The following is a 20,707-nucleotide window of genomic DNA, read 5'->3' as shown; positions in this document are numbered from 1 at the left end:
CCGAAGAACCCCGGGGACGCGGTCGTGCACGAGCCTGCCGGGAGCCGATGAGCAGCCGGTGAGCAACGGATGAGCACGGGCGCCGACGGTCCTGACCGGGGCGGGGCGCCGGATAGATTGACCGCCATGGGGGAGGCGACGGAGACGGCGGAGGCGGAGGTGGCCTTCGGTGTACTGGGCCCCGTGGAAGCCGTCGGCGCGCACGGGCCGCTCGACCTGAGGGGGCCGCGCCACCGCGCCGTGCTGGCACGGCTCCTGGCCGCCGAGGGGCGGGTCGTGCCCCTGGACCGGCTCGTCGCGGACCTGTGGCCCGATCCCCCCGACGGCGCTGTGGCGGCGGTGCGCACCTTCGTCTTCGCCCTGCGCCGCTCCCTGGAACCCGGCCGGGCCGCGCGCGAGCCCGCCCGGCTGCTGGTGACCGCACCACCGGGCTACGCGCTGCGCACCGCCCCGGAGACGGTCGACGCCCAACGCTTCGAGGCGGACCTGGAACGCGCAGGCGCACTGCTCGCCCGGGGCCGGTCCCACCAGGCGCTGGCCGCGCTGGAGGAGGCGCTCACGCTGTGGCGCGGTCCCGCCTACGCCGAACTCACCGCCCACCCCTGGGCGCGCGCGGAAGCCGACCGGTTGGAGGGACTGCGGCTGCTGGCCGTGGAGCGCCGCTTCGAAGCGCTGCTGGAACTGGGCCGGGCCCAGGAGACCGTGCCCGCCCTGCAGGCGCACACCCGGGACCACCCGCTGCGTGAGGACGCCTGGCGGCAACTGGCCCTGGCCCTGTACCGCTCCGGAAGGCAGGGCGACGCCCTCCTGTCCCTGCGCCGGGCACGCCAGACCCTGGTGGAGGAACTGGGCGTGGACCCCGGCCCCGAACTGCGCCGGCTGGAAGCCGACATCCTGGACCAGGCACCACACCTGACTCCACGGACCCCCGCCACCACACGGGCCGACACACACCAGGGGACGGTGCCGGCGCTCCCCGGCCCCGCACCGCACCCGCTCGTGGGCCGCGACCGGGAACTGGAGTCGCTGGAGCGGGCCGCCGCCTCCGCCGCACCGCGCACGGCGGCCCGGGTGGCGCTGGTCTCCGGTGAGGCCGGAGCGGGCAAGACGGCCCTGGCCCACACGCTCACCCAGCGCCTGGCCGCGGCCGGGTGGACCACGGCGTGGGGGCGCTGCCCCGAACACGAGGGCGCACCCCGGGCCTGGCCCTGGACGCAGATCGCCACCGCGCTGACCGCCACCGCCGCGACCGGCGCCGCGGGGTCCGCGGCCCCGTCCGCGGACCCCGCGGCGGCCCGGTTCCACGCCCTGCGCGAGGCCGTACGCCTCCTGGCCACGGCAACGGAGCGGGCCCCCGTCCTGCTGGTCCTCGACGACCTGCACCGGGCGGGACCGGAGACCCTGGACCTGGTCACGGCCCTGACCTCGGAGGCGCTGCCCGGACCGGCGCTGCTGGTGGGCACCTACCGCACCGGCGAGGTCCACCCGGCGCTGACCGCGGCCCTGGCACGCCTGGCCCCGCGCGAGCCGGCCCGGATCTACGTGGGCGGCCTGCCCGAAACCGCCACGGACACACTCGTGCGTGCCCTGGCCGGCCACGACGTCCACACGCGGGACCTGCACACGATCCACCGGCGCAGCGGCGGAAACCCCTTCTTCGCACGGGAGCTGGCCCGCCTCCTGGCCGCGGAGGGAAGCGCCGCGCTGGACACGGTTCCCGCCGGGGTCCGCGACGTCATCCGCCACCGCCTGGACGCACTGCCGCCCCCGGCCCAGCGCCTGCTGCGGCAGGCGGCCGTGATCGGCCGCGAGGTCGACACCGAGGTCCTGGCGGCCCTGTCCCCGGGCGAGGAGGAACTACTCGACGCCCTGGACGCGGCCCTGCGGGCGGGCTTCCTCACCGAACAGGACGACCCCGCGCACCGGGAGGGCACCCACCCGCTGCGGTTCGCGCACGCCCTGGTGCGCGACACCCTGTACGAGGACATCTCCCGACCGCGCCGGGCCCACTGGCACACGGCCGCGGCCGAGGCGATCGAGGCCCTGCACCCCGACCGCGCCGCCTGGCTGGCCCACCACTTCGGCCGGGCGGGCACCCGCGCCACGGCCGCCAGGGCCGCCCACCACGCCCGCCGCGCGGCGCTCCAGGCCCAGGAGCGCTTCGCCCCGCACGAGGCGGCCCGGCTGTGGCGGGAGGCCGTCACCGCCCACGCCCGCTCGGGGGAGACCGACCAGCGCCTCCACCTGGAGGCGGTCATGGGCATGGTGCGCGCCCTGGCCGTGACCGGACGGCTGGAGCAGGCCCGCCACCACCGGGCCCAGGCGGTCGCCGCGGCCGAGGACGTGGGCGACGCTGACCTGACCGCGCAGGTCATCACCGCCTTCGACGTACCCGCCGTGTGGACCCGCAACGACGACGAGGAGATGGCCCGCCGGATCGCCGGGGCGGCCGAGCGCACCCTGGCCGCCCTGCCCCGGACACACCGTGAACAGCGCGGCCGCCTGCTGGCCACCCTGGCCCTGGAGCTGCGGGCCACGCCCGAGGGCCGGGGCCGCCGCGCCGCCCGCCAGGCCGAGGAGATCGCCCGCGACCTCGACGACCCGGCACTGCTCGCCCTGGCCCTCAACGCCCGCTTCATGCACTCCTTCGAACGCGCGGGGCTGGCTCCCCGCCGCGTGGAGATCGGCGAGGAACTGGTCGACCTGGCCGCCCGGCACCACCTGGTGACCTTCCAGGTACTGGGCCACCTCGTCCTCCTCCAGGCCCACGGCGCACTCGCCGACCCCACCGCCGCCGACGCCCACGCCGAGGCCGCCGACCAGCTCGGCGCACGGTATGAGCTCCCGCTCGTGGGGGTGCTGACACGGTGGTACCGCGCACTGCGCATGAGCGCGGCCGGACGCGTGGACGAGGCCGAGGCCGCCTACCGCACCGCGAGCACGCGGCTGGCCGGAGCCGGCATGCCGGGCGTGGAGCAGGGCATCCTCCCGCTGGCCCTGCTGTGCCTGCGCGTGCGCGGCGCCGAGCCCGTGCCGGTGGACCTTCGACAGGACTGGGGACCCTACGCCCCCTGGGCCCGCGCCCTGGCCCGCCCGGGCGCCCACGACGAGCCCGTGCCCCAGGCGCCGCCGGGTCTGCTCCAGGAGGCCCTGACCTGTCTGGCCGCACGCGCCGCCACCGCCGCAGGCCACCGCGACGCGATGGAGCGCGCCTACCGGCAGCTGCTGCCCGCCCGCGGGGAGCTGGCCGGTGCGGGCAGCGGCCTGCTCACCCTGGGGCCCGTCGCCCAGCACCTGGGCGACCTCGCCCGCGCCCTCGGACACCGCGACCGGGCCGCCGAGCACTACCGCCAGGCCCTGCGCGTGGCCGACGGGGCCGGGGCGCCGCACTGGACCGCCGACGCCCGCGGGGCCCTGGAGGACCTCGGCTGAACGAGGCCGTGCCGGGCGGGGCCGTGCCGGGGAACGCCCGCCGGCGCGGTTCAGGCGGGGGCGAACGAGTCCAGGGCCGCGACGCGCTCCTCCTCCAGGAAGGCCCACGAAGGCTCCGGGGACACCCAGGCGATCGTGTAGTACGTTCCCGGGGCCACGGTGATGTTGCGGGCCAGGAGGTGGCGGGCCCGGCCGTCGCCGTTCCAGGTGAACTCCCACTCCGCGGCGGAGTGGAAGCCCGTGGAGCCGGTGACGTCCTCGACGCGCAGCCGCTCATAGCCCGGCATCCGCCCCGAGGCGCGCACGTTCTCCTCCTGGGCCAGCACGTGCTGGTACTCGTCGTCGGTGGGGTGCTGGGCCAGGTCGACCTGGAGGTAGGAGCCGTCGGTGGGGGAGTCGTAGAAGACGGCGCTCCCGTCCACCCGGCGGATCCAGTCGGCGGGGACCAGGATGCCGAAGCCCTGGGGGTCCCGCGTCCAGGTCATTCCCCCCATGGAGGGGACGTCGCCGTCCTCCCCGCCTTCGCCGGCGCTCTCCTGGCCCCCACCGGTGCTCTCCGCGCCCTCACCCTCGCCCGCGCCGGAGGCCGCCGCGGTGGTGCCGGATCCACCCTCCCTCGGATCGAACGCCACCAGCAGCGCGGCCGCCGCCACCAGTGAGGCCAGCCCCAGGGTGAGGACCACCACCGGCCAGGACAGGCGCCCGCCCCCGCGCGGCTGCCCGGGGGACGGGCGGGAACCGGCCGGGGGCGGCGGGACGGCGGTGCCCGTCCCGGTTCCCTCCCCGGCCGCGGCGCGGAGCAGGACGCGGCAGCGCGCGGCGTCGATCCGCCGCGCCGGGTCCTTCACCAGCAGACCGCGCACGGCCTCGTTCAGCGGACCGTGTCCCGAAAGGCCGGCCGGTTCCTCCACGGTGATGGCGTGCAGGGTCGCGGAGACCGTCTCCCTGCGGAAGGGGGAGACCCCGGTGGCGGCGTAGGAGAGGGTCGCTCCCAACGACCACAGGTCGCTCGCCGAGGTGGCCGGGGACGACGCCAGCCGCTCGGGGGCCAGGTAGGCGGCCGAGCCGACCATCCCACCGGTCTGGGTGAGGGCGGTGGCGTCGGCGATGGTGGCGATGCCGAAGTCGGTGAGCACCACCTGTCCGGCGTCGGTGACCATGACGTTCTCCGGTTTGACGTCGCGGTGGATGATGCCCTGCCCGTGCGCGGTGCTCAGCGCGCTGAGCAGGTCCAGTCCCCACCCGGCGATCACCCGGGCGTCGAGCGGCCCCCTCTCGCGCACCACCTTGCGCAGGGAGTGCCCGGTGAGGAACTCCATGACGATCCACGGGCGTCCGTCGTCCTCGATGATGTCGTGCACGGTCACGATGTTGCGGTGGCCGCCCATGGCGGTGGCCCGCGCCTCGCGCTTGGCCCTGGCCGCCACACGGTCGCGTTCGTCCTCGTCCAGCCCGGGGCCGAGAAGGATCTCCTTGACCGCGACGGTGCGGTTGAGCCGCGCGTCGTGGGCCCGCCACACCCGCCCCATCCCGCCCCGGCCGATCTCGGCCAGCAGGTGGTAGCGGTCACACAGCGTGCGGTGCGGTTCGGCCCGCATGGGACTCCCTGAAGGTGTGGGCCGCCTGGGCCCCTGAACGTCCGAAAGCCCGCGGGGACAGAGGGTCTCCCGCGCGCAGGGCGTCAGTCTAGTGACGTCCCGGGCCGCCCCGGTCCCCGGGGTGGGAGCCCCGGGCCCGCTCTCGTTCGCCGCCGTGGGACCGCGTCCCGGCACGGTCCGGTCGGCGTGTCGAGGACTCGGCGTGTCGAGGACGCCGGCACGGGTAGTGGGTGCCCGAACCCGAAGACGTGACCCGCCGGAGGTTCTGCCGCGATGTGTAGTTTGGCTCTCTTGTGGTAAAAAGTTAGGCGTGCCGAACTTTAGAGATGAGGCTCCCACAAAGACTTGGTCGGCGAGGCTCCCCGCCGCCCTCCTCACCCTTGCCCTGACCCTGACCGCCTGCGCCACCTCCACCGGTCAGCCCCGCGAGGACGGACGCCTCCTGGTCCTGACCACGTTCACCGTCATCGCCGACATGGCGCGCAACGTCGCCGACGGCCGCGTGGAGGTCGCCTCCCTCACCCGGCCCGGCGCCGAGATCCACGGCTACGAACCCACACCCGAAGACCTCGTCCGCGGCCAGGGCGCCGACCTCATCCTGGAGAACGGGCTCGGCCTGGAAGCCTGGTTCGCCCAGTTCACCGAGGACGTCCAAGCCCCCACCGCCGTACTCACCGAGGGCATCGAGACCATCCCCATCTCCTCGGGCGGATACGAGGGCGAACCCAACCCGCACGCCTGGATGTCCCCCGACAACGCCCACGTCTACGTCGACAACATCCGCGACGCCCTCACCGAACTCGACCCCGGGGGCGAGGACGTCTACGCCCGGGCCGCCGAGGACTACAAGGCCCGCATCAGCGAGGTCGACGACTACCTGGAGACCGAACTGGCCGAGGTCCCCGAGGGCTCCCGGGCCCTGGTCACCTGCGAGGGCGCCTTCTCCTACCTGGCACGCGACGCCGGCCTCACCGAGATGTACCTGTGGCCCGTCAACGCCGAATCCCAGAGCACACCCCAACAGACCGTCGCCGTCACCGAGTTCGTCCGCGAGCACCGCGTACCCGCCGTGTTCTGCGAGAGCACCGTCAACGACAGCGTCCAGCGCTCGGTGGCCCGCGAGACCGGCGCACGCATGGGCCAGACCCTCTACGTCGACTCCCTCTCCGAGGAGGACGGACCCGTGCCCACCTACCTGGACCTGCTCCGCCACGACGCCGAGGCCGTGGTCTCCGGGCTCAAGGAAGGAGCCACATGAGCCCCGCCATCGAGGTCACCGACGCCACCGTCCGCTACGGCGAGGTCCTGGCACTGGACTCGGTCAGCCTCTCCGTCGCCCCCGGCCGGATCTGCGGCCTGCTCGGCACCAACGGATCGGGCAAGTCCACCCTGTTCAAGACCGTGCTCGGCCTGGTCCCCACCGACCACGGCAACGTGCGCATCCTGGGCCACACCAGAACCGTCGCCCGCCGCCGGGGCCTGGTCGGCTACGTCCCCCAGGCCGAACAGGTCGACTGGGCCTTCCCCGTACGCGTGCGCGACGTGGTGATGATGGGCCGCTACGGACACATGGGACGCCGCCGCAGGGCCCGGCCCGCCGACCGCGAGGCCGTCGCCCACGCCCTGGCCCGCACCCACCTGAGCGACCTGGCCGACCGCCAGATCGGCGCGCTCTCCGGCGGCCAGCGCAAACGCGCCTTCGTCGCCCGCGCCATCGCCCAGGGCGCCGACGTGCTGCTGCTCGACGAACCCTTCGCCGGGGTCGACAAACGCTCGGAGAGCCGCATCACCGAACTCCTCCTCCAACTGCGCCAGGAGGGCCACACCCTGCTGGTGTCCACCCACGACCTGGCCCAGGTACCCGCCCTGTGCGACGAGGCGGTCCTGTTGCAGCGCCGCGTCATCGCCCACGGCGACCCCGAGACGGTCCTGCGCCCGGAGATCCTCATGGAGGCCTTCGGCATCCACACCGACGGAAGAGGAGCGGCATGGACGCCCTGACGGCACTCACGGAGTGGTTCACCGTGCCCATGCAGTTCGGTTTCGTGCAACGGGCCCTGCTGATCAGCGTGGTCGCCGGAGTGGCGTGCGCCGTCCTCTCGTGCTGGATGACGCTGGTGGGCTGGTCGCTGATGGGCGACGCCGTCTCCCACGCCGTCCTGCCCGGAGTGGTGCTGTCCTACATGGTCGGGCTGCCCTTCGCCGTGGGCGCGCTGGTCTTCGGAGCCGGATCGGTCGCCCTGATCGGGGCGGTCAACCGCACCTCCAGGGTCAAGGAGGACGCCGTCATCGGAGTGGTCTTCACCGCCATGTTCGCCCTGGGCCTGGTACTGATCTCCCGGGTGCCCAGCCAGACCGACCTGGGCCACATCCTGTTCGGCAACGTGCTGGGGGTCTCCGACACCGCCATCTGGCAGGTGCTGGTCCTGGCCGGGGTCGTCCTGGCCGTGGTCTGGTACAAGCACCGCGACCTGACCCTGTACGCCTTCGACCCGGTCCACGCCCACGCGATGGGCATCAACCCGCGCCTGCTGGAGACCCTGCTGCTGGGCCTGTTGTCGGTCACCGTGGTGGTGGCGCTGCAGGCGGTGGGGATCATCCTGGTGGTGGCCATGGTCATCATCCCCGGCGCGACCGCCTACCTGCTCACCGACCGCTTCGAGCGGATGCTGGTGATCTCGGCGGTGATGGCCGCGGCCGCCGCCGTGGTGGGGGTCTTCGCCAGCTTCCACCTGAACGTGTCCACCGGCGGGCTGATCGTGCTCACCCAGGCCTCGGTGTTCACCCTGGCCTACCTGGCCTCACCCAGGCACGGCGTGCTCTGGCGGGGCCGTACCGCACGCCGGATCCGCGCACGCGCCGCCACCGGCTGACATCCCCGCCCCGGGCCCGCCCACCGGACGCCGGGGCGCCCCCGGTCCGCCACCGGAGCGCGCTGCCCGGCCGCACTCCCGGGGAAGGCGGGCGCCCCCACGTGGAGGACGTGAGGCGCCCCGCTCCCTCGCCGGCCCCCTCCCGCACCGCCCCGACGGGGACGACCGGGCCCCCGGCGCGGCCGGTCGGCCGAGAGCGCTGCCGGGGATCCCCCCCAGCGCACACCCGGGCACCGCGGCGGACGAGGACTGCCCACGGAGCACGCCCTGGCGGGGACCGCGCCGCACGCCGGATCCGCGCGCGGAAGGGCCGCGCACACGGCTGTCGTACCTCGTGGACGCGAATTAGCCTTCGACGTACCCCGACGGGAACGGCGGATCCGCGCTGACCCGTACCCCTTCCGGGCCCCCGCGACCCACCCGAACACGAGGACGGCCATGACGCTTCTGCTCGCCCATGTCAGCGACCTGCACCTGGACGGAACCGCGCACACCACCGAGCGCGCCCAACGAACAGTGGACTACCTGCGCGGACTCTCCCGAACGCCGGACGCGCTGCTGGTCACCGGCGACATCGCCGACCACGCCGCCGCCGAGGAGTACCGGGAGGCCGCCCGGCTGCTGGACCTGCCCTTCCCGGTGCTGGTCTGCCCCGGCAACCACGACGGCCGCGCGATGATGCGGGAGGCGATGCTGGGGGAGGAGCCCTCCGAGGAGGCGTTCAACCGGGTACACGAGGTGGCCGGCGCGACCGTGCTGGCCTGCGACTCCACGGTCCCGGGCCAGGACGGCGGCCACCTGGACGCGGCCACCCTGATGTGGATCAACGAGACCCTGAGCGCACTGCCCGGCCGGGGCCCCGCGCTGTTGGCCCTGCACCACCCGCCCGTGCGGGTGCACCACCCGCTGCCCGACTCCATGCGCCTGGACAACGCCGACGACCTGGCCGGGCTGCTCCACGCCCACCCCCGGGTGGCGGGCATCCTGGTCGGACACGCCCACACCGGCGGGGCGACCACCTTCGCCGGGCGGCCCCTGCTGTTGGCGCCCGGGGTGACGTGGACACTGCGCATGCCCTGGGAGGGCGAGCCGGCCACCAACCGCGACCAGCCGCCCGGGGTGGCCTTCCACGTCCTGGAGGAGGACCACCGCCTGACCACGCACTTTCGCGCGGTGGTCTGACCCGCCGCGCACGGGGCGAGGCCCCGTGCGGGCGGCGGCCCGCCCCGCGGCCCCCAGGAGCGCTAGAGCAGCATGGCCAACTGGCGGCACTGGGCCACGAGGGTGCCCGTGCCGTCCCAGATCTCCATGTCCTCCTCGTGCATGCCGCCCGACACGTGCTTGGTGAACACCCGGCAGGCCAGCCACCCTGGGGCGGGCCGGGCGCGCACGTGCACGCTCAGCTCGACGGTGATGGTGGCGAACTCGCCGATCTCCAGCACCGCCGGGGGAGCGAAGTCCACCATCGAGGCCAGGGAGTGCGTGTCGGGCTCGCGGCCGTCGGCGAAGCGCATCCAGAACTCGGCGTGCGGGCGCCCGTCCTTCCTCCCCTCCAACCAGGCCGGGCGCCGGGGGTAGCGGTACTCCACGCTGTGGGCGATGCCCAGGCCCTCGGGCCGGTCGAACTCGGGCGGGACGAAGCAGTCCTCGGGGGAGGGCAGGCGCGGGGGCTCCTCCAGGGTCAGCACGCGCGCCTTGGGGTCGGGGGTCAGATCGCCGTAGGTGGCGGTGGCGCGCACGATCTCCTTGCCGCCCTGCTCCATGAGGGCCTGCCCGGTGGCGGTACGGCGCCCCTCACGGACCACCTCGGTGCGCACGGTGGCCTCGCCGGGGGCGGCGGGGCGCAGGAAGAACACCGAGACGGCCAGGGGGTCGGGCTGGTTCAGGCCCTGGCGCAGCGCGTTGAGGGCGGCGCCCAGCACGTAGCCGCCGTTGGGATGGGTGGTGAAGGTGTTCCAGGCGTCGGTGAGGGTGGCTGTGAACTCTCCGTCGGCGCGCTTGTCGACGCGGGTGTCCCGGTCGAACCGGAAGCCCTCGGTGGTGTGGTCAAGGCTCATACCCCGATGTTACCGGCGAGTAGGCGGGGGTGGGCGAACCGGGGCCACACCACCGCGAGAAGCCCCTCGGCCCGGGCACGGCACCGCCCCGGCACCGTTCCCGCGTCGGCCCCGCCGACCACACCCGGCCAGACGGCGCCGGCCGGGGACCCAACGCGTCCAGTACCCGCACAGGGGGCACGGGCACTGGACGCGTTCGGCGGGAGCCGAGGCCGCGGACCCGGACCGCGCCGCACGCCGACGGACACACCAGGACCCAAGGCGCGGCGCGGTGGCGCTCACCGGAGCGGAATGTCGTGCCCCCGCCCGCGTTCGCCCTCGGGGCGGGGGCCGAAGTAGCGGCGCTCGTCCTCGGCGATGGCCACGTCGTTGATGCTGGCCTCACGGCGGCGCATCAGACCGTGCTCGTCGAACTCCCACAGCTCGTTGCCGTAACTGCGATGCCACCGGCCCCCGGCGTCGTGCCACTCGTACTGGAAACGGACCGCGATGCGGTCCTCGCCGAAGCTCCACAGGCTCTTGCGCAGCACGTAGTCGAGCTCGCGCTCCCACTTGGCGGTCAGGAACTCCACGATCTGGGCGCGTCCGGTGAGGAACACCTCGCGGTTGCGCCACACCGAGTCCTCGGAGTAGGCGAGGCTGACGCGGTGCGGGTCGCGGGTGTTCCAGGCGTCCTCGGCCGCCTGGACCTTGGCCAGGGCGGTGTCGAGGGTGAAGGGCGGCAGCGGCGGTCGGGCCTGGGACATGACGGGGGCCTTTCGGGTGGTCTTCTCGGTCCACTTCACGGCGGCGCGGGCAACCGGGGCGGCGTGCCCGCAAGCACCCTTTGACGCCTTCCTTCCATTCCAAGCACGAGCACTCTCGCACGCCGGCGCATCCACTCCCACGGCGGCCCGGCCGGTTCCGACGCCCCGGCGGCCACCGGGCGGGCGGCAGGCCCGGGAGCAGGACGCCCCTCAGGCGCTCGAAGCGCCCGCCCCGGCCGCGGCCCTGGGTTTGGGCTTGGCCTTCGGCAGATGGGCGTCCAACAGCCCGAGCAGCCGCAGAACCACCGCCGCCATCAGCGACAGGCCGCCGCCCAGCTCCACGACCTCCTCCAGGGACTGCTGCACCCGCTCGGCGGAGACACTCCACGTACCGGGATCGATGGAGTCCACACCCACGGAGACGGCGGACAGGACGACACCGACGACCAGGGCGGTGGCGGCGGCACGGTCGGCGCGCACCGCACCCCAGACCGCGGGAAGCAGCACGAGCCCGACGACCGCGACGCCCAGAATGAGGAAGTCACCGGGAGCCACCCAGGGCAGGAACGGCACACTGACACCGCGCGGCGCCAGGTAGCCGTCGCGCACGCGCTCGTGGAGGGCGAAGCGGTCGTCCAGGGCCAGCGCGAGCAGACCAGCGCCCAGCAGCGGCCAGATCCACCGCCGCCCGCCGACCGTGCGCAGCACGAGGGCCACCAGGAAACAGCCGAGGCCGGCGACCACCAGAGCCACACTCTGCACCCAGGTCATCGGGGTCAGCTCCGGCGCGATCCACACCCAGTACCTCGGCCAGCGCGCCGCGGCGAGCCCGACCGGCACCAGCACCCAGAGCACGATGAGGCAGACGACCAGCCCCCTGCGCGGGCCGCTCACAGGACCACCGCCTCGGTGACGGCCGCCGCGGAGGACTCCGCGTCCTGGCGGGGCCAGGTCACCGCGTCCCGCGGCCGGCCCCGCACCGCGGCGAGCAGCCGCTCGCCCCACATCCGGGCCCCGCGCTCCAGCACCTCGTCCCGCCACCAGGCGCTGTGCCCGGTCTGCAACACACGGCCCTGGTCGAGCACGTCGGCGTCGCGCTCGGGGTCCAGGACGCCGTCGTCCACCGCGTACCCGCGCAACCGCCCCGAACGCACCCGGGCCACAACCTCCCCGGTCTCGACCAGGGCCGACCGGGCCACGTTCACCAACAGGGCCTCCGACCGCATCCGGGCCAGCTCGACCCGGCCCAGGACCGGCGGGGCCCCGTGGGCGTGACTCGCGCAGACGGCGACCACATGGCACTCCCCGAGCACACGCTCAGGCTCCACCATCGTGATCCCGTCCGCGCGTGCGCGAAGCACCGCCCGGGGATCGGTGTCCGTACCGAGGACCTCCATGCCCAGAGCGCGGGCGCGGCGGGCGACCTCCCCGCCGATGCGCCCGACCCCCACGACCCCCAGGGTCCGCCCGGTGAGCTCCACCCCGCGCAGCGAGACCTCCGGAGCGCACCGCCCGCGGCTGCGGTCGTTGGCCAGGTGCAAACGGGTGGCCAGCGCGAACAGCATCGCCAGACAGTGCTCGGCGACCGCCGTGGTCGCGTAGTCGGGCATCACCGACAGCCCCACCCCGCGCGATCGGAGGAGGTCGACGTCAATGTGGTCGTAGCCGGTCGCGTACAAAACGATTCCGCGCAACCGGGGCAGGGCGTCCAGCAGCTCGGCGTCCACCCGGGGCAGGCACAGGTTGGTGGCCCCGACCAGGTCCGCGTCGGCCAGGAGCCGGACCGCCTCCGCGCGTTCGGGGGCCGCGTCGGCCCGCACGACGGTGGTGTGCGCGTACTGCTCGATCCCGGCCCAGTGCTCGGGGGAGAGCGCGTCCCTGCCACGACGGCTGAGCACGACGAGTCGATGACGTTTCATGCGGTGTGGACCTCCAGCCTTCCAGCGATCCGCCGTTGTCGGATTCCGAATCCTCGGATGTGACTGTTACGACGGGCCCCCTCCCACGGGGGTTGGCGTCTTCACAGCACCGATACACACCCGACACACGGCGGCGTCCCCTCCTCCCGACCTCCGCGAGGACCCCACGGGTGTCGCCGAGCACGGGGATGCCAGGGGACCCAGCACCGACTCGTCAGTGGGGCGAGCACGGACATGTCCGTGCTCTCCGTCCGCCTCCTCTCCTGCCGGCGGTGCGTGATCGGGGAGAGGGCCCGATCGCGCGGCCGCCCCGAGGGCGAACCCGCCCTCGGGGCGTAGCGGCCGGCGGTGTCGGCCCGCCGATCCGTCGGCGCCCGGACTTGCAACCGGTACCCAGGTACAGGTCTACCGTCGGAGTACCCCCCGGCCACCGGGGGCGCGACGACGGGAGAGAGCGCGATGAGTGATCTGGCATGGGTGCCGCGGTCCTGCACACTGCCCACCCGGGAGCGGCCCCTGCGGGCCGCCGAGTGGGACGCGCTGTTCTCCGAGCGCCTGAGGTCGCTGTCCCGGCCCCGGCCGCTCCACCTGCGCCTTGACCTGGCCGGCGGTCCAGGCGTCCAGGAGCGGGTGCGTGACCTGGCCGAGCGCGAGAGCGGCTGCTGCTCGTTCTTCACCTTCACCACCGCCCCCGGCCCAGGCCTGGTCGGCCTGAACGTCTCGGTGGACCAGGCGCACGAGGCGGTCCTGGAGGCCCTGGCCGTGCGGGCCGCTGCGGCCGGGGAGCAGCGGTGAGCACGGGCCTGCGCAGCGGGCAGGTCGCCGCTGCGGCCGGGGTGAACATCCAGACGCTGCGCTACTACGAACGGCGCGGTCTGCTGGCCGAGCCCCGGCGCAGCAACGGCGGCCACCGCCTGTACGGCGAGGACGCGGTCGTGGCGCTGCGGGTGATCAAGGCCGCCCAGCGGCTCGGCTTCACCCTGGAGGAGGTCGCCGAGCTGTTGGAGGCCGGCCGTCACCGGCACGGCCGCCCTGCGGGCGGGCTCCAGGGGCGTGCCGCGGCCAAGCTCGCCGAGACCGAGGCGAAGATCGCCGACCTCACCACGATCCGCACCGCCCTGGTCAGCGCCCTCCAGGCGGGCTGCGACGACCTGACCGCCTGTGCGTCCAGCGCCTGCTGCCCCATCCCCTTCACCGATCTGGCCGAGGAGCACCGCCATGGCGGACCCTGCTGCTGACCCGCGCCCCCGCCTGGCCCCGAAAGCGCTCGCAGGGCTGGCCGCTGTGGCGTGTGTGGCGTGCTGCGCGCTGCCGGTGCTGATCACGGCCGGAGTCGTGGGCTCCGGTGCCGGGGCGGTGGTGGGGTGGCTGCCCGCCCTGGCCATGGCCTCGGGCGTGCTCGCCGCCGGAACCTGGCGGCTCAGCCGGCATCGCCCCTCCTGCCCCTGCTCCTCGAAGGCCGCGGGCCGGGGCAGGTGCGGATGCGGGGCGTCCGGTGAGCCGCTGGGCGTCGGCGGCCCGGACGACCGGTAGAGCCGGCGGATGAGCGCGGCGGCTCGTTCGGGCCCTCCATGTGCCCGAGGGCGAAAAGCCCTTGGCCTTTCGTCCGTACTCGCCCCCTGTCGGATAGGAGATCGTGGTGTCTGTGACCGTGCGTGTCCGAGGCGGATTCCTGCGCCGGGTCGCGACCCGGCGTCCGACGGCGGTCATCGCGGGTGCGGTGGCCACCGCCCTTGGGGTCAACCTCGCCCTGTGGTCGGCCGGCCTGGTTCTCGGCGGGTCGTTCCAGTACGTGGAGGCCGATGGGTCGCTGCACACCACCACGGCTCCGCAGGGCGTCATCACCATGACGGTGCTGCCCATGAGCGGCGGCCTGGCGCTCGCCGCGCTGCTGGCGGCCGCACAGCGGCGCGCCGTTCCACGGCGCGTGGTCCTGCGGTCGGCCCAGGCCATCGGGGCGGGTGCCGCTCTGGCCACGGCGGCGCCGACGTTCACCGCCGGTTTCGATACGCCCAGCACGGTCGCGCTCGGCCTCATGCACGCCGTCATCGCCGCCCTGGTGGTCCTGGCCCTGGAGGCACTGGTGCGCCGACCGGGAGCCGACCGTGCCGTGGTGGCACAGGCCGCCCACTGAGCGGGCCGGGCGGGCCACCCGCCTGCTGGGGCCCTGGGCCCCGGTCCCGCCAAGGAGGACTGAACCGATAACGCCAGCCGAACGCCTCCAGAGCCTGTTCGCGGCCCTGGCCGCCCTGGCAGGTCTGGCCGCACAGGCCTGCTGGGGACCGTCGGCCCGGCGGCCGAGCACGTGGTACTGCCCGCCCTGCTGGTGATGCCCACCGCCGTGTTCGTGCTCGTCGACAACGGGAAGGACGGGGCCGTGCGAACCTGGGGGTCCATCCCCTGCCCTCGTCTGCGGGAGCCGCCCGTGCGCTGGACCGTCCACTCCGAGAAGAGCCTCTACACCGACCCGTGGATCGACGTGCGGGCCGCCGACGTCGAACTCCCCGACGGGCACAGGTTCGACCACCGCCTCGTGCGCCGCCCGCCCGGCGCCGGCGCCGTGGTGCGCGACGGCCAGGGGCGTGTACTGCTGCTGTGGCGGCACCGGTTCATCACCGACACCTGGGGATATGAGATCCCCATGGGCGGCGTGCACCCGGGGGAGAGCCCCGAGCAAGCGGCCGCCCGCGAGGTGCGGGAGGAGACCGGGTGGCGCCCCGGCCCCCTGCGCCCGCTGCTGTACACCCAGCCCTCCAGCGGACTGATGGACAGCGAACACCACGTGTTCACCGCCGAGGGCGCCCAGCGGATCGGTGAGCCCGAGGACGCCTGGGAGTCCGAGCGCGTGGAGTGGGTGGCACTGGAGCGGGTGCCCGCCCTGGTACGGGAGAGGCGGCTGGTCAGCGGCACGTCCCTGAGCGCGCTGCTGTACCTGTACGCCACCGAGCCGCGGTGAGCACGGCGCCCGCCGGCGGCCCCGCCCACCCGGGAAAACCCCTCGCGCGGCCCCGGCGCACCGCACTACCCGCGGGGCCATGGCACCCACCCGCGGGCACCGGCCCGGCCCTGGCCGAGCCGGTGCCCTGCGACACCGGGCGGTTCCCGTGGCCGGTGGCGGACGCGGGCCATGGACCGCCTGGTGTGCCCCGGAGTGCTCAACGCATCAGCGCCAGCTTCCCGGTGAGCCTGTTGACGTCCCCGCGCGGTCCGAGGACGGCCACCCCCACATACTCCACGTCCTGCGGCCCGGTGGCCGCCAGCGCGTCCAGGTACTCCGCGTAGTCACGCGAGCGGCGCGCCACCTCGTTGAAGCCCACCACCGTCAGCCCCCGCTCGTCGGCTCCGGCCTTGAGCCGGCGCAGCTGCTCACCGGAGGCCACCAGGGTCGGCACCGGATGCGGGTTGAGCCCGGCGTGCGCCCCGCCGCCCGCGTCCTTGCCGTCGGCGGCCAGCGAGTCCTCCAACCGCCCTCCCAGCGCCAGGCCGAGCACCACCCCGGCGTTGGCGGCCAGCGCGGGCTCCAGGTCCTGGCGCAGGACGACGACGATCTTGGTGGACATACCCATGACTACCCCGTTCATATGGCGTGTTAACGATCCATAAACTAGGCAGGCGAACAGCTTCCCGGCGCCGGAGCCGCACACTATTCGGCACGAGTCCTAGGATGGGATGCATGGACGAACTTGATTCGGCGATCGTGCGCGAACTCCAACAAGATGCACGGCAGACCAACCGCGCCCTGGCCCACAGGCTCGGCGTGGCCCCCTCCACCTGCCTGGAACGCGTACGCCTGCTGCACCGGCGCGGCGTCATCCGCGGCTACCACGCCGACATCGACCCGGCCGCGCTCAACCGCCGGGTGGAGGCGTTCGTCTCCGTGCAGCTGCGCCCGCCCAGCCGCCAGGTCATCGAGGGCTTCAAGGCTGCGATGTTCGCCCTGCCCCAGGTGATGGCGGTCTACGTCGTGGCGGGGGAGCAGGACTTCCTGGTGCACGTGTCCGTGCCCTCCCTGGACGCGCTGCACAGCTTCCTCATCGACCGGCTCACCCAGCGCCGCGAGGTGGCCGGCTTCCGCAGCCAGATCATCTACGACAGCGCCCGCAAGAACGTCGCCGCACCCCTGGAGTGAGGAGGGGGAACCAGGTGTTCCGCCTCCACGTCCGAGATGCCACCATGACAAAAGCCACCGGAGGTGACACATGAGTAAGAACAACAACAACCTCGGGCTCGGCCTGGCTCTGGGAGTATGCCTGGGCACCACCTTCGGCGCCCTCACCGACAACCTGGCGGTGGGCGTCGCCCTGGGCATCAGCCTGGGCCTGGCCCTGGGCATGACCACCGGCAAGAGGAACGGTAGGAGGAGCGGCGACCAGGGCGAATGACCATCCGGGTGGCACTCACCACACCCCGACCCGCCCCCACCCCCTCCACCAGGCACGACAGGCGTTCTCACCAAGACCACGCGCCCCGGGTGAGCCGACTGTTTCCCGTGCGTTACGGCCGGACACCTCCAGGCAACGCGGCCTTCCTACCTTGGGCTTCGTCAGCAGCCGTCGAGAAGGAAGGCCCGTTCGTGACCTCCGAGGCTGGCCCACGCGCACCGCGCACCGGCAAGAGCTGGATCTCCCACTGGAACCCCGAGGACGAGGCGTTCTGGAACAGCACAGGACGCGCCGTCGCCCGCCGCAACCTGTGGGCCTCGATCCTCTCCGAACACATCGGCTTCTCGGTATGGAGCCTGTGGTCGGTCCTGGTGCTGTTCATGACCCCGGCGGCCGGCTTCGACTGGTCCGCCGAACAGAAGTTCCTCCTGGTCTCCGTGGTCTCCCTGGTCGGCGCGGTCCTGCGGATCCCCTACACCCTGGCCGTACCAGTCTTCGGCGGCCGCAACTGGACGATCATCTCCGCCACCCTGCTGCTCGTCCCCACACTCCTGGCCGCCCACCTCATCCAAAACCCCGACACGCCCTACTGGCTGTTCGTCCTCCTGGGCGCCACCGCCGGACTCGGCGGCGGCAACTTCTCCTCCTCCATGGCCAACATCAACTCCTACTTCCCCGAGAAGGAGAAGGGATGGGCCCTGGGCATGAACGCCGGCGGCGGCAACATCGGCGTGGCCACCGCCCAACTGGTGGGCCTGGGCATCATCGCCCTGTTCACCGTCCAGGCCGGACACCTCGTACCGCTGATCTACGTACCCCTGCTGCTCCTGGCCATCTGGGTGGCGGCACGGCACATGAACAACCTCTCCAGCGCCCGCACCGACGTCTCCGCCCAACTCGCCGCCACCAGGGACCGCCACTTCTGGATCATGTCCCTCCTCTACGTCGGCACGTTCGGATCCTTCATCGGCTTCGGGTTCGCCTTCGGACTGCTCCTACAGAACCAGTTCGGCCTGAACCCCCTCCAGGCCGCCTCCCTCACCTTCCTGGGACCGGCCATCGGCTCCCTCGTCCGCCCCCTGGGCGGCAGACTCGCCGACCGCGTCGGCGGCGCACGGGTCACCCTGTGCACCTTCCTGGCCATGGTGATCGCCACCGGCGTGGTCGTGGCGGCCATCAACCTGGACTCCCTACCACTGTTCACCACCGCGTTCGGCCTCGTGTTCGTCCTCACCGGCATCGGCAACGGCTCCACCTACAAGATGATCCCCTCCATCTACGCCGCCAAGGCACAGAACGCCATCTCCCAGGGCACCCCGGCCCAGGAAGCCCACTCCCACAACAAGCGCGTCGCCAGCTCCATGCTCGGCCTGATCGGCGCCATGGGAGCCCTGGGCGGCGTCGGCATCAACCTGGTCTTTCGCGAGTCCTTCCGCCTCACCGAGTCCGCGGCCCCCGGCTTCCTCGCCTTCGGTGCCTTCTACCTGGTCTGCGCCGCCCTCACCTGGGCCGTCTACCTGCGCCGCCCCGCCCGCACCACCGCACCCGCCGCCGACCGCGTGGAGACCAGCACACGATGACCACCACCCACTGCCCCTACTGCGCCCTACAGTGCGCCATGCACCTGGAACCGGGCCCCGACGGACGCCTGGCCGCACGCCCCGCGGACTTTCCCACCAACCGCGGCGGACTGTGCCGCAAGGGATGGACCTCCACCGAGGTCCTGACCGTCCCCGACCGCCTCACCCGGCCCCTGATCCGCAAGGACCGCGACTCAGAACTGGTACAGACCGACTGGGACACCGCCCTGGACCACGTCGCCGAACGCCTGCTGGCCCTGCGCGCCGAATCGGGCCCCGACACCGTCGCGGTCTTCGGCAGCGGCAGCCTGACCAACGAGAAGTCCTACACCCTGGGCAAGTTCGCCCGCCTGGCCCTGGCCACCTCCCAGATCGACTACAACGGCCGCTTCTGCATGTCCTCGGCGGCCGCCGCGAGCACACGCGCCTTCGGCCTGGACCGGGGCATGCCCTTCCCCCTGACCGACGTCGGCGGGGCCGAGGTGGTCCTGCTGGCCGGAGCCAACCCCGCCGAGACCATGCCACCGATGATGGGCCACCTGTCCGCACCCACCCTCATCGTCATCGACCCGCGCCGCTCGGCCACCGCCCAGGCCGCACTGAACGGCGGCGGCGTCCACCTGGCGCCCCGCCCCGGCACCGACCTGGCCCTGGCCCTGGGCCTGCTGCACGCCGTACGCGTCCAGGGCTGGTGCGACGAGGACTTCGTCCAAGACCGCACCACCGGCTTCGAAACCGCCTGGGAACACGCCGCCGCCTGGTGGCCCGAACGCACCGAACAGGTCACCGGCGTCCCCGCCGCCCACATCCGCGCCGCCGCCGACCTGCTGGGACGGGCCTCCCGCAACCACTCGGCCTACATCCTGACCGGACGCGGCACCGAACAGCACACCAAGGGCACCGACACCGTCTCGGCCTGGATCAACCTGGCCCTGGCCCTGGGACTGCCCGGCCGGCAAGGCTGCGGATACGGGTGCATCACCGGCCAGGGCAACGGCCAGGGCGGACGCGAACACGGCCAAAAAGCCGACCAGCTCCCCGGCTACCGCAAGATCGACGACCCCGCCGCCCGCGCCCACGTGGCCCGGGTGTGGGGCGTGGACCCCCACACCCTGCCCGGACCGGGCCGCTCGGCCTTCGAACTCCTGGACGCCCTGGGCACCGACGACGGCCCGCGCGCCATGCTGCTGCTGGGCTCCAACCCCCTCGTCTCCGCACCCCAGACCGAACGCGTGCGCGAGCGCCTGGCCTCCCTGGACCTGCTGGTGGCCGCCGACTTCGTCCTCTCCGAGACCGCGGCCATGGCCGACGTCGTCCTCCCCGTGGCCCAGTGGGCCGAGGAGAGGGGCACCATGACCAACCTGGAGGGACGCGTCCTGCGCCGCAACCGCGCCACCGCCCCACCCCAAGGGGTACGCACCGACCTGGAGGTACTCTCCGCCCTGGCCGTGCGCCTGGGACAACCCCCACAACGCTTCCCCACCGACCCCGACACCGTCCTGGCCGAACTGGGCCGCGCCTCAGCCGGGGGCACCGCGGACTACTCCGGCGTCACCCCCCACCGCCTGGCCTCGGGAGAGGCCCTGCACTGGCCCGTACGCGAGAAGGAGGAACCCACACCCCACCTGTTCCTGGACTCCTTCGCCCACCCCGACGGCCGCGCCCGCTTCACCCCGGTCCCACACCAGCCCCCCGCCGAGACCACCGACACCGACTACCCCCTCATCGCCACCACCGGACGGACCATGGGCCACTACCAGACCGGCGCCCAGACCCGCCGCGTCCCCGAACTGCACCGGGCCGAACCCGAGGCGTACGTGGAGGTACACCCCGACACCGCCGCCCGCGCCGGACTGGCCACAGGGCAGTGGGCCCGCATCACCTCACGGCGCGGCCACACCCGCGCCCGGGTACGCCTGACCCCCACCGCACGCCTGGACACGGTGTTCCTGCCCTTCCACTTCGCCGGAGACCAGGCCGCCAACAACCTCACCAACCCGGCCCTGGACCCCACCAGCCGTATGCCCGAGTTCAAGGTCAGCGCCGTACGCCTGGAACGCGAACCCGCCCAACCCTGACCCACCCCCTCCCGCACCACACCGACACCGCCACACCCCCGG

General features: G+C 73.5%; 20 protein-coding genes. 14 read left to right on the top strand and 6 right to left on the bottom strand.

What is annotated here, in order from left to right; genetic code table 11:
- Positions 1-126: 126 nt before the first annotated feature.
- Positions 127-3,432, top strand: coding sequence for an AfsR/SARP family transcriptional regulator (locus NOSIN_RS08675; RefSeq protein ID WP_077690239.1), 3,306 nt, complete (start codon positions 127-129; stop codon positions 3,430-3,432).
- 50 nt (positions 3,433-3,482) lie between these two features.
- On the opposite strand, the gene NOSIN_RS08670 is transcribed toward NOSIN_RS08675, so the two are convergent.
- Complete coding sequence (locus NOSIN_RS08670) at positions 3,483-5,030, bottom strand: serine/threonine-protein kinase (RefSeq protein WP_077690238.1); 1,548 nt, start codon at positions 5,028-5,030, stop codon at positions 3,483-3,485.
- A 310-nt stretch (positions 5,031-5,340) separates the two neighbouring features.
- Here NOSIN_RS08670 and NOSIN_RS08665 point away from each other — a divergent pair, with 310 nt between their 5' ends.
- The 4 genes from NOSIN_RS08665 (at position 5,341) to NOSIN_RS08650 (ending at position 9,085) form a co-directional block, all read left to right on the top strand.
- Positions 5,341-6,288 (top strand): metal ABC transporter substrate-binding protein, encoded by a 948-nt coding sequence (locus NOSIN_RS08665; RefSeq protein ID WP_077690237.1) that lies wholly within the window; start codon positions 5,341-5,343, stop codon positions 6,286-6,288.
- Positions 6,285-7,031: a metal ABC transporter ATP-binding protein gene (locus tag NOSIN_RS08660; protein WP_077690236.1), complete on the top strand. Its 747-nt coding sequence runs from the start codon at positions 6,285-6,287 to the stop codon at positions 7,029-7,031. Before NOSIN_RS08665 ends, NOSIN_RS08660 begins: the two co-directional genes overlap by 4 nt.
- Positions 7,019-7,903 (top strand): metal ABC transporter permease, encoded by an 885-nt coding sequence (locus tag NOSIN_RS08655; RefSeq protein ID WP_077690235.1) that lies wholly within the window; start codon positions 7,019-7,021, stop codon positions 7,901-7,903. The genes NOSIN_RS08660 and NOSIN_RS08655 overlap by 13 nt, the downstream gene beginning before the upstream one ends.
- Positions 7,904-8,341: 438 nt before the next feature.
- Positions 8,342-9,085 (top strand): metallophosphoesterase, encoded by a 744-nt coding sequence (locus tag NOSIN_RS08650; RefSeq protein WP_077690234.1) that lies wholly within the window; start codon positions 8,342-8,344, stop codon positions 9,083-9,085.
- Between the two features lie 62 nt (positions 9,086-9,147).
- Here NOSIN_RS08650 and NOSIN_RS08645 read toward each other — a convergent pair whose 3' ends face one another.
- From NOSIN_RS08645 to NOSIN_RS08630, 4 genes are all read right to left on the bottom strand, one after another.
- Positions 9,148-9,960, bottom strand: coding sequence for a thioesterase family protein (locus NOSIN_RS08645; RefSeq protein WP_077690233.1), 813 nt, complete (start codon positions 9,958-9,960; stop codon positions 9,148-9,150).
- Between the two features lie 278 nt (positions 9,961-10,238).
- Entirely contained in the window at positions 10,239-10,706 is a 468-nt protein-coding gene (locus NOSIN_RS08640) for a nuclear transport factor 2 family protein (RefSeq protein WP_077693496.1), read from the bottom strand.
- 210 nt (positions 10,707-10,916) lie between these two features.
- Positions 10,917-11,600, bottom strand: coding sequence for a hypothetical protein (locus NOSIN_RS08635; RefSeq protein ID WP_077690232.1), 684 nt, complete (start codon positions 11,598-11,600; stop codon positions 10,917-10,919).
- Positions 11,597-12,625: a 2-hydroxyacid dehydrogenase gene (locus NOSIN_RS08630; protein WP_077690231.1), complete on the bottom strand. Its 1,029-nt coding sequence runs from the start codon at positions 12,623-12,625 to the stop codon at positions 11,597-11,599. Before NOSIN_RS08630 ends, NOSIN_RS08635 begins: the two co-directional genes overlap by 4 nt.
- A gap of 459 nt (positions 12,626-13,084) precedes the next feature.
- On the opposite strand from NOSIN_RS08630, the gene NOSIN_RS08625 reads away from it, so the two are divergent.
- The 5 genes from NOSIN_RS08625 (at position 13,085) to NOSIN_RS08605 (ending at position 15,581) form a co-directional block, all read left to right on the top strand.
- Positions 13,085-13,420, top strand: a complete 336-nt coding sequence (locus NOSIN_RS08625) for a hypothetical protein (protein WP_077690230.1) — start codon at positions 13,085-13,087, stop codon at positions 13,418-13,420.
- A complete protein-coding gene (locus tag NOSIN_RS08620; RefSeq protein ID WP_077690229.1) occupies positions 13,417-13,863 on the top strand; it encodes a MerR family transcriptional regulator in 447 nt (148 codons plus the stop codon). The genes NOSIN_RS08625 and NOSIN_RS08620 overlap by 4 nt, the downstream gene beginning before the upstream one ends.
- Complete coding sequence (locus NOSIN_RS08615; RefSeq protein WP_143832890.1) at positions 13,844-14,158, top strand: hypothetical protein; 315 nt, start codon at positions 13,844-13,846, stop codon at positions 14,156-14,158. The genes NOSIN_RS08620 and NOSIN_RS08615 overlap by 20 nt, the downstream gene beginning before the upstream one ends.
- 106 nt (positions 14,159-14,264) lie before the next feature.
- Entirely contained in the window at positions 14,265-14,759 is a 495-nt protein-coding gene (locus NOSIN_RS08610) for a DUF6069 family protein (RefSeq protein WP_206057584.1), read from the top strand.
- Positions 14,760-15,050: 291 nt separating this feature from the next.
- Positions 15,051-15,581, top strand: a complete 531-nt coding sequence (locus NOSIN_RS08605; protein ID WP_077693494.1) for an NUDIX hydrolase — start codon at positions 15,051-15,053, stop codon at positions 15,579-15,581.
- Between the two features lie 199 nt (positions 15,582-15,780).
- Here NOSIN_RS08605 and NOSIN_RS08600 read toward each other — a convergent pair whose 3' ends face one another.
- A complete protein-coding gene (locus tag NOSIN_RS08600; protein WP_077690227.1) occupies positions 15,781-16,191 on the bottom strand; it encodes a DUF2000 domain-containing protein in 411 nt (136 codons plus the stop codon).
- A 107-nt stretch (positions 16,192-16,298) separates the two neighbouring features.
- On the opposite strand from NOSIN_RS08600, the gene NOSIN_RS08595 reads away from it, so the two are divergent.
- The 4 genes from NOSIN_RS08595 to NOSIN_RS08580 all read left to right on the top strand — a co-directional run bounded on the left by NOSIN_RS08595 (position 16,299) and on the right by NOSIN_RS08580 (position 20,665).
- Positions 16,299-16,754: an Lrp/AsnC family transcriptional regulator gene (locus NOSIN_RS08595; RefSeq protein WP_077690226.1), complete on the top strand. Its 456-nt coding sequence runs from the start codon at positions 16,299-16,301 to the stop codon at positions 16,752-16,754.
- 70 nt (positions 16,755-16,824) lie between these two features.
- Complete coding sequence (locus tag NOSIN_RS08590) at positions 16,825-17,007, top strand: hypothetical protein (protein WP_077690225.1); 183 nt, start codon at positions 16,825-16,827, stop codon at positions 17,005-17,007.
- 191 nt (positions 17,008-17,198) lie between these two features.
- Positions 17,199-18,587: an MFS transporter gene (locus tag NOSIN_RS08585; protein ID WP_077690224.1), complete on the top strand. Its 1,389-nt coding sequence runs from the start codon at positions 17,199-17,201 to the stop codon at positions 18,585-18,587.
- Entirely contained in the window at positions 18,584-20,665 is a 2,082-nt protein-coding gene (locus NOSIN_RS08580; RefSeq protein WP_077690223.1) for a molybdopterin oxidoreductase family protein, read from the top strand. The genes NOSIN_RS08585 and NOSIN_RS08580 overlap by 4 nt, the downstream gene beginning before the upstream one ends.
- Positions 20,666-20,707: the final 42 nt, after the last annotated feature.

This window comes from Nocardiopsis sinuspersici, assembly GCF_001998325.1.
Lineage (GTDB): Bacteria > Actinomycetota > Actinomycetes > Streptosporangiales > Streptosporangiaceae > Nocardiopsis > Nocardiopsis sinuspersici.
This window is presented reverse-complemented; position numbering and strand designations above follow the sequence as displayed.

Coding starts and splice junctions, on each gene's coding strand:
- NOSIN_RS08600 (WP_077690227.1), bottom strand. CDS start 16,191: ATGGGTATGTCCACCAAGATCGTCGTCGTCCTGCGCCAGGACCTGGAG.
- NOSIN_RS08675 (WP_077690239.1), top strand. CDS start 127: ATGGGGGAGGCGACGGAGACGGCGGAGGCGGAGGTGGCCTTCGGTGTA.
- NOSIN_RS08630 (WP_077690231.1), bottom strand. CDS start 12,625: ATGAAACGTCATCGACTCGTCGTGCTCAGCCGTCGTGGCAGGGACGCG.
- NOSIN_RS08640 (WP_077693496.1), bottom strand. CDS start 10,706: ATGTCCCAGGCCCGACCGCCGCTGCCGCCCTTCACCCTCGACACCGCC.
- NOSIN_RS08625 (WP_077690230.1), top strand. CDS start 13,085: ATGAGTGATCTGGCATGGGTGCCGCGGTCCTGCACACTGCCCACCCGG.
- NOSIN_RS08580 (WP_077690223.1), top strand. CDS start 18,584: ATGACCACCACCCACTGCCCCTACTGCGCCCTACAGTGCGCCATGCAC.
- NOSIN_RS08670 (WP_077690238.1), bottom strand. CDS start 5,030: ATGCGGGCCGAACCGCACCGCACGCTGTGTGACCGCTACCACCTGCTG.
- NOSIN_RS08645 (WP_077690233.1), bottom strand. CDS start 9,960: ATGAGCCTTGACCACACCACCGAGGGCTTCCGGTTCGACCGGGACACC.
- NOSIN_RS08655 (WP_077690235.1), top strand. CDS start 7,019: ATGGACGCCCTGACGGCACTCACGGAGTGGTTCACCGTGCCCATGCAG.
- NOSIN_RS08595 (WP_077690226.1), top strand. CDS start 16,299: ATGGACGAACTTGATTCGGCGATCGTGCGCGAACTCCAACAAGATGCA.
- NOSIN_RS08590 (WP_077690225.1), top strand. CDS start 16,825: ATGAGTAAGAACAACAACAACCTCGGGCTCGGCCTGGCTCTGGGAGTA.
- NOSIN_RS08650 (WP_077690234.1), top strand. CDS start 8,342: ATGACGCTTCTGCTCGCCCATGTCAGCGACCTGCACCTGGACGGAACC.
- NOSIN_RS08615 (WP_143832890.1), top strand. CDS start 13,844: ATGGCGGACCCTGCTGCTGACCCGCGCCCCCGCCTGGCCCCGAAAGCG.
- NOSIN_RS08660 (WP_077690236.1), top strand. CDS start 6,285: ATGAGCCCCGCCATCGAGGTCACCGACGCCACCGTCCGCTACGGCGAG.